At 41.4% G+C, this 12,349-nt stretch carries 9 protein-coding genes; 6 read left to right on the forward strand and 3 right to left on the reverse strand.

The genetic code is table 11. The annotated features are described in order from the left end of the window. The first annotated feature begins 131 nt into the window (after nt 1–131). Nucleotides 132–2,519 (forward strand): M14 family zinc carboxypeptidase, encoded by a 2,388-nt coding sequence (locus V7161_RS06865; RefSeq protein WP_335443420.1) that lies wholly within the window; start codon nt 132–134, stop codon nt 2,517–2,519. 103 nt (nt 2,520–2,622) lie between these two features. Here the strand turns inward: V7161_RS06865 and V7161_RS06870 are convergent, their stop codons facing one another. Next, nucleotides 2,623–5,019: a M14 family metallopeptidase gene (locus V7161_RS06870; protein WP_335443422.1), complete on the reverse strand. Its 2,397-nt coding sequence runs from the start codon at nt 5,017–5,019 to the stop codon at nt 2,623–2,625. 526 nt (nt 5,020–5,545) lie between these two features. Here V7161_RS06870 and V7161_RS06875 point away from each other — a divergent pair. After that, a complete protein-coding gene (locus V7161_RS06875; protein WP_335443424.1) occupies nt 5,546–5,710 on the forward strand; it encodes a hypothetical protein in 165 nt (54 codons plus the stop codon). Nucleotides 5,711–5,890: 180 nt separating this feature from the next. Then, the gene (locus tag V7161_RS06880; RefSeq protein ID WP_335443426.1) at nt 5,891–6,817 is read left to right on the forward strand and encodes a phosphotransferase family protein; all 927 of its coding nucleotides are present in this window, start codon (nt 5,891–5,893) and stop codon (nt 6,815–6,817) included. Nucleotides 6,818–6,920: 103 nt separating this feature from the next. Here V7161_RS06880 and V7161_RS06885 read toward each other — a convergent pair whose 3' ends face one another. Further along, the gene (locus V7161_RS06885) at nt 6,921–8,168 is read right to left on the reverse strand and encodes a GGDEF domain-containing protein (RefSeq protein ID WP_335443427.1); all 1,248 of its coding nucleotides are present in this window, start codon (nt 8,166–8,168) and stop codon (nt 6,921–6,923) included. A gap of 345 nt (nt 8,169–8,513) precedes the next feature. Between V7161_RS06885 and V7161_RS06890 the strand changes: the two genes are divergently transcribed. Continuing rightward, nucleotides 8,514–8,984 (forward strand): nucleoside deaminase, encoded by a 471-nt coding sequence (locus V7161_RS06890; RefSeq protein ID WP_335443428.1) that lies wholly within the window; start codon nt 8,514–8,516, stop codon nt 8,982–8,984. 82 nt (nt 8,985–9,066) lie between these two features. Here V7161_RS06890 and V7161_RS06895 read toward each other — a convergent pair whose 3' ends face one another. After that, nucleotides 9,067–10,014 carry an iron-hydroxamate ABC transporter substrate-binding protein gene (locus V7161_RS06895; protein ID WP_335443430.1) on the reverse strand — a complete coding sequence of 316 codons (948 nt, stop codon included), beginning with the start codon at nt 10,012–10,014 and terminating at the stop codon, nt 9,067–9,069. Between the two features lie 298 nt (nt 10,015–10,312). Here V7161_RS06895 and V7161_RS06900 point away from each other — a divergent pair, with 298 nt between their 5' ends. Beyond that, on the forward strand, nt 10,313–11,317 hold the full coding sequence (locus V7161_RS06900) for a FecCD family ABC transporter permease (RefSeq protein ID WP_335443536.1): 1,005 nt from the start codon (nt 10,313–10,315) through the stop codon (nt 11,315–11,317). An 8-nt stretch (nt 11,318–11,325) separates the two neighbouring features. Next, nucleotides 11,326–12,336: a FecCD family ABC transporter permease gene (locus tag V7161_RS06905; protein WP_335443538.1), complete on the forward strand. Its 1,011-nt coding sequence runs from the start codon at nt 11,326–11,328 to the stop codon at nt 12,334–12,336. Nucleotides 12,337–12,349: the final 13 nt, after the last annotated feature.

Raw genomic sequence — 12,349 nt, forward strand, 5'->3', positions numbered from 1 at the left:
CTTGTACCTAAAAAATTTCCTTATTTGTACAGGGAATTAGTAGGATGCTATATTTTGGAATTATTAATATAATAATCCTCGTAAATAAAAATACATATTTTATTATAAAAATACATTTTTGGGGGTTAATTATGAAGAAAAACACTAAGAGAAAAGCTGCTGCCAGTTTTTTGGCTGTTAGTATAATTTCAATGGTTCCGTGGTCATCAGGTTTTGCTGAGGGCCCAAAATGGACAAACGTAAATACATACGAAGAACAGGATGGCAGCAAGTTTAATAGTGAGAACTATGATTTTGTGAAGTTCTCACAAATTGGTACAAAATTAAATGAAATTGCCAAACAATCTAATAGAATGAAAGTTGAAGTTCGCGGAAAGTCAGCAGATGGGCATCCTCTATATGTTGTCACGATTGCCGATCCAACTACACAAGGTAAGTTTGGCAAAATCCAAGCACTTAGAAAGCAGATGTTTAAAAATCCAGGGAAGGCCCAGGATTGGATTGCGGCAAATCCAGACTTTAAAGTTCCTATTATGATTAATGGCTCCATTCATGGGACTGAATTTGTAGGAAGCGATGCTGTTCTGCAATTAATAGAACGTTTTGCCACACAAAATGACCAGGAAACAAAGGGAATTTTGGAAAATAACATTCTCATTTTTAATGTTGTGCAAAACCCTGATGGACGTGTTAATGCCACTCGTTTTAACGGTGAAGGGATTGACTTGAACCGTGACTTTATCACACAGTCACAGCCGGAAACGAAGGAAACCGTGGGGCTTATCAAAGAATGGAATCCGATGGTATTCCTAGATACCCATGGATATGTAAAGAATTACGCACCAAACCGTCAAGGATTAATTGAGCCTTGTACACCGCCGCATAATCCAAACTATGAGTACGATCTATATAACAAGTGGGCTTATCAGCAGGCAGAGGCAATGGAAGCCAATATCATGGCAGATAAAAAAGAATTTACCGGGGATCTCTACAAAAGCATGGAAGGTGTTTACGTTCCACAACGTGATGATCAGGCAGGCTGGGATGATTATCCGCCAATCTTTACACCAATGTATGCAATGTACCATGGTGCATATGGTCATACGCTAGAAGCGCCAACCAATGACTTGGACGGTGTCCGCTGGCAGTATAATGCCATTATGGGTGCTCTAAAATTTGCAACCGCAAATAAACAAGCAATGATTTCAGACCAAATTGAAATGTTTAAACGCGGCATCAATTTTGACCATCCTTACCATCCAGATGGATTTTTCCCGAAAGCTTATATCCTGCCAGTTGACGAAAAGGACCCTACAGTAACAGATAAAGCTGTTAATCACTTATTAAACAATGATATCGAAGTGGTCCAAGCTACAAAAGCGTTTGAAGCAGATGGAAAAACTTATTCTAAAGGAACGTATATTGTAAAAATGGATCAGGCGAAAGCAGGGTTGGCCAATACAATGCTTTGGGATGGGGAAGACATTACGGATGATACACCAGCCATGTATGATATCTCAGCATGGAGCCTGCCAGAACTTTGGGGCTTTGAAGCGCTGCCAACACAAAATTCAGTGGATGTGACAACAACCAAAGTAAATCAGGTCTCAGAACAAGGTGCTGTTACCGGTAAAGGCCCATATCTAATTCCGAATAGCTCCGTAAAAGCTGTTAATCTAGTAAATACATTGCTTCAACAAGGTGTTGCTGTAAAACGTGACCAACAGGGTAATTTCTACACAGAAGCCGCAGCAAATCAAATCTCTGCCGCGGTGAAAGCGTCAGGCTTGCAGGTGGGATCAAAAGCTGCTATTCCTGCGGATGCAGCCACACTTAATAATTTAAAAGTAGCCATTTTGAAAGACGGCGGGATGGGGAAACAACAATCCCACAGCGGAACAAAGCTTGCATTAAAACGACTTGGCTTCCAGGTGACAGAGGTCACACCGGTTGAGGTTGCAGAAAGTGGCTTGAATGGCTTCGATGTTTTTGTATACAGCGGTACCGAGAGTTTAATTTCTACGAACCTATCAGCAGCGAACAAAGAATTTGGTTTCCAAAATGCCGGCCAACTAGATTCCTTTAAAGCTAATCTTAATAATTTTATGAATGCAGGTGGACAATATATTGCGGTTGGTGCAGGTGCCTCAAGAGCAACGTTCACGCTAGGCCTTACCGATGACACGATAAATTCTGGAGGGTCTAACTCTAACGGAATTGTAAAGGTGAACTATGAAGGTTCCGGGTTAACCGCTAGTTACAAGCCGAATGATCTTGGTTTCGTATATCGTCCAGCCTGGTATACAGGAACCGATAATGATGAAGTTGCGGCAACTCTAGCAGACTCTGACGATTTCTTTATGGCAGGGCACTGGCAAAACAATAGTGCCGCAAAAGGAAAGGCAATAATGGTAAAAGAGAAAAATAAAGACGTTACCATGATCGGTTTAGAAGCAGGCTTCCGTGATCACACCGATTACCTATTCCGCCTATTATCAAATGCGATTTTTGAAAAATAAAACGTTAACGATTAAGAAAAGCCCGGTTCAGCAGAGAACTGGGTTTTTACTTTTTGATATGATAAAAAGGTTGACCATAAAAGGCCAACCTCCCAATCTATTATTACTTTATTGTTAAGGTTACAGAGTTAAAGTTATTTCCTTTGCTAAGTGGATTGTAATTTTTTTCAATGTTTCCGGCTGCATCAACTGCAAACCAATTGATAGTTGTGGTTTTATCAACTTTCAACGTTTCCGCATCTTCACGAATTCCACTTAACTTGATTTTTTCGGATTCAAAAGTTGGACGTCTGCCGTCGAGTGTATAGTAAATAGTTGCTGCCTCACTCGTTTCAAAGCTGACCTCAACCGGACCGGAGAATTTACCATTGCCTGGCACGGCTTTTGAGGAAGGCGGCTGGTGATCCTTCGAATTATTGTAAGCCACTTTTATCATGCCAATTAAACCGTTGGCAAATTCCATGGCTTCTTCATGGCCTTCTGAAAATGCGGGCTGGAATCCCACTGCTTCCCATCTTTGCCTATCTTTATTCCATAAATCTGCTCCAACCTCGAAATCCCAGGCATAAATGCCTTTTGCGTACCATAGGTAGTCGGCAGAGTTGCCTGCTGCAGAGTATAGAACATCTGGTACTGGACCTGTACGGCTTGGAAGAATGACTGTGCCCCTGTGGTCCTGAATATCGTTAAGGATGGTATCTGAGGCTGCCCAATAGAAGGCTTCTTCACCTGCAGTCGGACGTGGCAGTGTTGTTCGATTTGCATCATAAGCACCCGGTGACCACATAAAATACCCGCCATAGCTATGAATATTCATCGCGAATTTAATGTTTGAAAACTTATCGGCGAGCCAGACTATATTTTTAGCTTCTGGCTCTGACGTTTCGGATGGACCGGCGTAAGTACTGCTTGTACAATTTGTAGTTGATGCACCAACATAACCATCAAAAGCCGAACCAACGGAATGGTTCCTATTAATATCGACGCCCCAAGAATTCCGGAATCCTTGATCTGATTTGTCTTGACCGCAATAATTAGTCATATTTTTGCGCTGCATATTGTAATCGTAGAAGCTGTAATTAGCTCCGTCCGGATTTACAGTTGGTACAAGGAAAATATCCAGGTTATCAACGAGTTTCTTCGTTTCTCCATTATAGGCATAGTTTCGGAGCAGCCGTTCAGCCGTTTCAATTGTTACAAGAGGTGTTACCCATTCACGGGCGTGCTCCTGAGCATACCCAAGGACACCTGGCTTTGAACCATCACGGTGTTTTCCAATACGGATTGCTTTTACTGTAAAAGGATCACGGGAAACGCTAGCGGGAGCTTTTAATCCGTCAGTTAACGTTGCAGTCGCTGGGGAAACCGTCTCTGCACCAGCAATACCGCGATATGTAGTTGCGGATACAAGTTCTTTGGCATCAGAATTAAGGGCATCCACAACTTGTTTTGCAGTACTTGTAACCTTAGCGGAAGAATCTGTAGCCAAATCTACTAAAATCTTTTTACCGTCTATTGTTACTTTCAAAGGAGAATCGCTGATTTCAGGATTTCGGAACTCTACTGAAATATCATTTCCGCCTTCATGGCCCCATACTTTTGAAGTAATCACAACTGAGGAATTAGTAGAGCTGCCCACTGTCGCCTGTGCTAAGCGGCGATAGCCGTTTGTTTTATTTGGCATGTCAATAATTTCTACTAAATCAGGAAATTCTTTTGCTAATTTATTGGCCCGCTCATATAGTTCTGCAGGTGCCATATAATGGTCGACAAAATCTTTAACATAGTGTTTCTTTGGACTTCCAGGCTTGTCCACACCTAGCCACTCGGTAACGGAGCTCACAGCGAATCCGCCTAGATTGCTGGTGATTTTTACAGATGATGGGATGGAGCTGACGGGTATTTCAAGAAAGTGGTACATATATTGATTCGCATCTTCAAATCTTTCCAGGGTTGCTGATTTCTCAACTCCATTTTCTGTCCAGGTGGCCGTGAGAGCCGTACTTGCTGCAGCACCGGCACTTGTTTTTGCTTCAACGTATAGGAAGGTTTCAGATTGATTCGTGTAATAGTTTGCCCGAAGAATTTTAACAGAATCTTCAGCAGCGGTCAGATTCGCCTCCTGCTGTACGGCAGTCTGTCTCTCTGCTGTTCTGGCCTTCCATTCCTTTTCTGTGATTAAGGTGTCCTTTACCTTGATTCCAAAGGTTTTTAACATAGCAAGCTCAGTAGGTGTAACCACGGCGTCTACTTCTAAAATTCCACTGTGTTCGCTGGCCCTGTGTGCAAGGTCAATTCCAAGTTCTAGCAGCTTGTCCTTTGCTTTTTGATTAGGAACCTCCAACTGAACAACAGAGACCGATTCCTCCTTTGGCAGAGGCTGATCGGGCAGACCGCTCGCCTGGGTCTTCGTCGTGAGACCAGGATATAGAGTCGTGAATCCTAGTCCGGTGATAGCGGACATCAGCATTAGATTTCGTTTCCATTTCTTTTTAACCAAATACTTGCACCCCCAAAAATTTTCTCATCCAATTTTAATGATACAAGCCTATTGTAAATTCAATATTCTGTATATTTTGTCAGAAATTTAGAATGAAAAAGTATATTCGTTTTACAAAAATTTCAGAAAGCGAAATATTCCCAATGATTCTAGAATAGTATTTTGATAGGGATAAATCCCTATTATAAAAGTTTTATAAGGGTTAGGAGTTTTATGGGTATATTAATGTTTGTATACTAAGGGTCTATATTTTTAAATATCTTTAAACAGTGATAAAGTATGGGGATTGTTACTTTTTATGTAGGTTCTTGTAGAATTTTACAGTGTTTTGGAATCTTTTTTATTGGATAAGTGTTGCTCATTTTAATGGAGATTCTAAAACCTTTAAAGGGTAGAGAATTTTTTTAAATGAATGGCATCACAATATTTACCTTTAGTAATAAAAACAATTAAATGCCTATCAATCTTTATGCCTGTTCAACATTAGATATAGAAACGAGATTTTTTTGGATAGGGATGGATGGAAATGGCGAAGAGAAACCGAGGAAAAACAATCAGCTACCTGCCATCAAACGGCCGGGGGACATGCCCATTGTGCGGGAGAACAAGAATAAAGCTTCTGTACCCACACACAACAGAAACAAACGAAAAAATCAAAGTCTGTAAAAACTGCCGTGAAAAAAAATATTAAACGGTCTTATGGTGTCAGGCACCGCTCGAGGACAAATCCCTCTATTTGTCCTCTGTGGATGGACATTAGGTGCCTGACACCGATTTTCTTTTACTTTTTGGTTTGTTTGATTGTTCCATCATTGTTATATTAATTTAAAGAATAGAATTGGAAGAAGATTCATATGAGGGGGGACTGTTTGTGTTCGATGATTATAAATACGGATTATCGGGTAACGATTTAAAATGGGTCATAGATTCAGTGGATCGGAAAGCAAAAGTGCACTCTATTAGTCCGCTAAAAGGCGGAACGTCTTCTAGTGTATACGGGCTATCAATTCAGGGTGAACAAGGAGTCTCAGAACTCGTTTTACGGTTATTCGACAATGAAGACTGGGTACTGGCAGAGCCAGATTTGGCCCTGCATGAAGCAGAGAGTCTACAAAGGGCAGCACGAATGGGCATTCAGACACCAAAAATAGTTGCATATGATATAACTGGTATATCCTGTCAAGTGCCAGCCGTGCTGATGACGAGGCTCCCGGGCATTGTAGACCTGAGTCCGGCAAACATGAATCTATGGCTGGACGGTCTTGCTGAAACATTAGTTCAGATACACTCCGTGGACGCAGAAGACTTCCCATGGTCTTACAACCCCTACCTTGATATCAACACCTTGGATATCCCCACTTGGACAAGCTGTCCATACTTATGGAAAAAGGCTATTAATCGAATAAGAGGACCTCGTCCCTACACTAAGCAGTGCTTCATCCATCGAGATTATCATCCGGCTAATGTTTTATGGGAAGGGCATGAAGTCAGCGGGGTAGTCGATTGGGTAAATGCCTGCCGGGGGCCTGTTGGAATTGATGTTGGCCACTGCCGGTTGAATTTAGCTCTTTTATACGGCACACACATAGCGGACGCATTCTTAGCAGCATATCAAAGGCACTCAGGTTCCACAGGGTTCAACTATGATCCATATTGGGACATCCTGTCCTTAATTGAAATACTCCCGGGACCGCCACAAGTTTATTCCGGCTGGACAGCATTTGGAATCACAGGACTAACTGACGAAATGATGATTCAACGCGCGGACCAATACATACAAAGCCTGCTGGCAGACTAAGTTTTGAAGTGTCCATCCCACGCGGACAAAAACGTGGAAATGTCTTTTAATGGTGCCTGACACCATCAACAATTAAAAAAAGTGGTCTAACTATTCTAATAGGTTAGACCACTTTTTCGTTTAGTAAGCCGTTGATGACGGATATTTTGTTTCTGCCATGTTGTTTGGATTGGAGCATGAGTTCATCGGCAAGGATATAGCCTTTTTCCATCGAGATATGTTCGTTTACTTTATAGTAGTAGAGTCCAAATGAAGCGGTATAGGAGATAAAAAGCTGTTCTCCGTTATATTCAACTGCGACGGAATTGTTAGCTATTCCCCCAAGCATTCTATTTATCAAAGTCAACGTTTCATCGAAATCTCTTCTTCTGATGCAGAGAGTGAACTCCTCGCCGCCGCTTCGAAACAGAAAATCATCAACATCCAGATAGCTTTTTAAGGTTGCAGCAAAGTGCTGAATGACCTTATCGCCCACCGCATGATTGTAACTGTCATTAATGACTTTAAATTTGTCAATATCAGCCACGACAATTCCAATACTTTCACCCGTTTGATTGAGCTCAGCCATTTTTTTATCCATAAAGGTCCGATTAAATACCCCGGTCAAAAAGTCCGTATAGGCCATTTGCTCGAATTGGTCCCGTTCAACCTTGTTTTGTATACTCTGGGATTTGGAGTAAAAGGAACGGCTAACGATATAATTCAAAATAAATACGATAATTAACATTTCCCAGCTTTTATTTTGGAGAAAAATGAACAGCATTCCATTCGAAACGGCCACCTTCCCATAGTCGAGGAAGCTAATCCCCCTAAAAATAAAATCGATTGCCTCTTTGGAAGATTTTAATTCTCCCAATATTACAAAAACAATTACCATAAATGTACCTGAAAGATAAGAGGAAATACAGACTAAGAGAAACATCATGATCCAAAAGCCAAAAGGAACAGATTGAAAACTTCCTATAAAATGCTGGAACAGGAAATAGGCAATCGAGTTCGTTATGACAAAGCAGCCAATATTATAAAAAGTATCCGATAATTCACTAGGATCCGCGGTTTTAGTCCATTTCCGATAAGAGTAAACGGTAAAACGATAAATCGTTTCAAATATTAGCAAACCTAATGGGCCAGCGAACAAGACCATGGATAAGTCATAGCTAATGCCATATTCAATATTCGTACTGCCATTTTTAGAAAATACCCGGAGGCGAAAATACAGGACAGAGAAAAACCAGAAAAGAATCAGGGCTTTTATATAGTAGGAATTAACGATCTGAAATTCAGAAGAACCAAAAGCTATGACTAATGAAATAAAAAATAACGATAAGTCGTATACCCTAGCTTTTAGCATAATCGTTCAAGTCCTTTCACCAAATGTTATCAAAAATATAGCCTTAGAATTATTGCCCGAAGACTTATTTTTGAGCAGAATTAACCTATATTACCATTGTACAAAATTTCAGACTTATACGAACTACTTTTTTAATAGTAAACTTATAGAAGTAAAATCATTTCATATTTTCCTATTAAAAAGAAAAATAAATAACGCTAATAGTTAGGAAAAACTAGCTTCTCAAAATGAGAAAGCTAGTTTTTTTAGTTAAAAAGTGTATGGTGTAATCAATTTACAATTCTTTTTCCTGCCTAGAGCTAATAAATTAAGTTAAGGGAATTTGAAAAGGGATGGGGGTAGTTTATGAGAGAAGAGATATTTATGAAGATGGCCGTGGATATTGCTAATGAAAATGTGATCACTAACAGCGGCGGGCCATTTGGTGCAGTAGTGGTAAAAAACGGCCAAATTATCGGTGTCGGCCGTAATCAAGTAACGACAAAGAAGGACCCCACAGCACATGCCGAGATTCAAGCAATTCGAGCGGCCTGTGAATTTTTAGATAGCTACCAATTGACAGATTGTGAGCTTTATACAAGCTGCGAGCCATGTCCGATGTGTTTTGGTGCCATTTATTGGTCCAGGCTCAAGACAATTTATTACGGCTGTACAAAAGAAGACGCAGCAAAAATTGGCTTCGACGACCAATTTATATATGATCATATATCCCTGCCTGTGGAAAAACGAAGTATCCCAATGATTCGTTTACTCCCCGAAAATACCTACTCCCCTTTCCAAGCCTGGATAAACTCAACGCAAAAAAAAGAATACTAGATAGTATATTAGGGTGTCAGGCACCACTCGTGGACATTTGTCCACGGGAGGTGCCTGACACCATTTGTTTTTTACACTGTTGCTATTTTGTTAAGGCTTTGACGACTTCGTCTATTGTTTTTTCGCTGGCGATTAGTCCGTTTATGGTCCAGTTGCTTGGGTCGTTCATTTCATAAACGTGTCCGTTTTTCACTGCATCAAGGCCGTTCCAGATGGAGCTTTTCGCTAAGATGTCTAATCCAGGTTCCCCTTTTTTGCTGACTAAGAAGATATGGTCTGCTTTGATTTCAGGTAATTTTTCAAGCGCAATTGGGTCCCACTGGATTGCAGCTTTTCCTAAGCCTTCGACGAAGGCTGGCTGCTTAATGCCTAGATCACCATAAAGAACATTTGCACTGAAACGATTGTTTTCCATTAGATAAAACTTGTCAGCCATTACCCAAATAATGGCGGCTGATTCCCCGTCAATAGCATCCTGGATTTTCGCTTTCGCTTCAGAAACCTTGGTATCATACTTGGCTAAGGCATCCTTGGCTTTCTTTTGCTTATTTAAAATTTCACCCATCTGGGTAACTTGTTTACGCCAGTCTGCACTAACCTCGTCTTTGAACACGTAAGTTGGAGCAACTTTTTTATATTCCTCGTACTGTCCTTTTTGAATCGCTGTAGGAGAACTGAAAATAATTAAATCAGGATTGTTGCTGATCGCTTGTTCCAATGGAAGATCCCAGCCGATTTTTGGAACACCCTTTAATTCAGGCTGCAAATAATCTAATACGGTATCGCCAATCGACCATTGAGCCGCTGGTTTTACCCCTAAAGCCAATAATGAATCCTCTAAATATGGGGCAAGGATACGCTTTGGATTCGCTGGAATCGTCACTTCACCCATGGCGTCCTGTAATTTGACTTCCGCATTTTTGTCTTCTGTTTTCTTGCTAGGTTCTGTATTATCTGTATTTCCACAGGCGGTTGCAAAAACTAACAAAAGTAAGAATGTAATAGATAAATAAAGGCGATTTTTAAACATTGTTTTTCCTCCTGATATAGTGAAAATCTTCTGTTAATGCAAATGATAATCATTTTCAAGTCGATAGTCAATAATCAAAACACCAAGATTCCTTGAAACTTGTGAAGAGATTTCGAGGGATAATTCTGGAAGTTGTATTTCTACTACTAATATATTGAAATATCAGTAGTTGCTCTTTATACTTAATGATAATGATTATCATTACTTTAGGAGCTTTTTATAGCTTTTTTCAAATTAGAAAGGGTGTTCATTTTTGCGTGAAAATGAAATACAACAAGAAGGTAGTTCTTTACCCTATATGAAAAAAAGAACATCCCTAAAAGGAACAAGTGTTATCATTTTTGGGCTTATATTAATTATCCTATCCATGGGCTTATCGATTGCTTACGGAGCGGCAAATATCAAATTAGCAACAGTGTGGGAAGCAGTCTCGCACTTTAATCCTGATGTTACCTCTCACCAAATCATTCAAGAAATCCGTTTGCCAAGAGCCATAGGTGCAGTTCTGGTAGGAGCCTTGCTTGCTGTATCAGGTGCTGTCATGCAAGGACTGACACGGAATCCGCTCGCTTCACCATCGATCATGGGGGTGACCGATGGAGCTGCTTTTGCCTTAGTCATTACACTGGCATTTTTCCCTGCAGCGACCCTTTTAAGTCTTACTTTTTCTTCTTTTGTCGGAGCGGGACTTGGCGTCATGCTCGTTTTCATGATTGGCGCTTATTCAAAAGGAGGTTTGACACCGGTTAAGCTCGCCCTTGCCGGAGTAGCAGTCGGCGCGATGCTGAGCGCCTTCTCGAGCGCGATTGCACTTCATTTTCAAGTGGCGAAGGACATGAGCTTTTGGTATGCCGGCGGGTTAACTTCAATGAATTGGGGCTCTGTAAAGATTTTGCTTGTTGCTGGCGGACTCGGACTCTTACTTTCCATGTATATTTCACGATCGATTACGATTCTGAGCCTCGGGGAAGAGGTGTCAAAAGGGCTTGGACAAAATACCCTTCTCGTCAAATCACTTGGAGTCATCGTTGTCCTTGTGCTGACAGGGGCAGCGGTTTCAGTAGCGGGGGCCATCGGCTTCATAGGGCTGGTCATCCCGCATATTACCCGTTTTATTATCGGCTCGGATTACCGCTGGATCATCCCGATTTCCGCTGTTTTAGGAGGATTATTGCTCGTATTGGCGGATATTGCGGCTAGAATGGTGAACGCACCGTTTGAAACACCGGTTGGTGCGATTACCGCTATCATTGGAGTTCCCTTTTTCCTCTATCTGGCACGCGGCGAAAGGAGAGGGCTTTAATGAACGTATTGAAAGCAAAGCAAAATAAATTTATCGCAACCATCAGCATTTTATTGCTGCTTACAATCATTCTTTTTATCATCAGCTTGAATTTAGGTGTGGTGCGGATTTCTCCAATCAATGTGTTGAAGACATTGATCGGCATGGGAACAGCTCGTGATCAGCTCGTTCTGGTAGATTTCCGCCTCCCAAGGATGATTTTAGCCTTATTAATCGGAGCCGGATTAGCCGTTGCCGGTGCGATTCTCCAAGGAGTTTCCAAAAACGATTTGGCTGACCCAGGGATTTTGGGAATTAACACCGGAGCTGGTTTCGCTGTCATTTTATTTATCTATTTTTTCCAAGGCTCCATGAACAGTATTAGTACTTTTGGCACCTTTTTAATGCCGCTGTTCGCCTTTGTCGGTGCATGTATTGCGGCCCTGGTTATCTACGTTTTAGCTTGGAAAAAAGGAATTGATCCTGTCCGGTTGATTTTAGTTGGTATTGGTGTGAATTCCGGCTTTGGTGCCGCGATTATGATTTTTCAATTAAAAATGAATCCGCAAAACTTTATGCAAGCGGCGGTCTGGCTCTCCGGTGATATTTGGGGAGCGAACTGGAAAATGGTTGGGGTCCTGGCCCCGTTAATATTAGTGCTGCTGCCATTTGCTATATATAAAGGGCATATCTTAAATCTTTTAAATTTAGGTGATCAGGTCGCGACAGGACTCGGAGTTAGGGTAGAAAAGGAAAGGCGCCTGCTCCTTGTCACAGCCGTGGCGCTTTCAGGATTTAGTGTGGCGGCAGGGGGCGGCATCGTCTTCCTTGGAATGGTTGCACCGCATATAGCGAAACGATTAATTGGCCCAAGGCATCAGCTGTTTCTTCCGGTGACCGCCATCTTAGGCTCGTTACTGGTGCTATTGGCAGATACGATCGGCAAAAATCTGCTCACCCCAACCGAAATACCGGTTGGAATTGTAGTGGCAGTGTTTAGTGCACCATATTTTATTTACCTGCTTATGAAAGCAAAATAAAGGGGGAGCTGAG

The organism is Neobacillus drentensis (assembly GCF_036965425.1).
Taxonomy (GTDB): Bacteria; Bacillota; Bacilli; order Bacillales; family Cytobacillaceae; genus Neobacillus; species Neobacillus drentensis_F.

Coding starts and splice junctions, on each gene's coding strand:
- V7161_RS06865 (WP_335443420.1), top strand. CDS start 132: ATGAAGAAAAACACTAAGAGAAAAGCTGCTGCCAGTTTTTTGGCTGTT.
- V7161_RS06875 (WP_335443424.1), top strand. CDS start 5,546: ATGGCGAAGAGAAACCGAGGAAAAACAATCAGCTACCTGCCATCAAAC.
- V7161_RS06885 (WP_335443427.1), bottom strand. CDS start 8,168: ATGCTAAAAGCTAGGGTATACGACTTATCGTTATTTTTTATTTCATTA.
- V7161_RS06890 (WP_335443428.1), top strand. CDS start 8,514: ATGAGAGAAGAGATATTTATGAAGATGGCCGTGGATATTGCTAATGAA.
- V7161_RS06895 (WP_335443430.1), bottom strand. CDS start 10,014: ATGTTTAAAAATCGCCTTTATTTATCTATTACATTCTTACTTTTGTTA.
- V7161_RS06900 (WP_335443536.1), top strand. CDS start 10,313: ATGAAAAAAAGAACATCCCTAAAAGGAACAAGTGTTATCATTTTTGGG.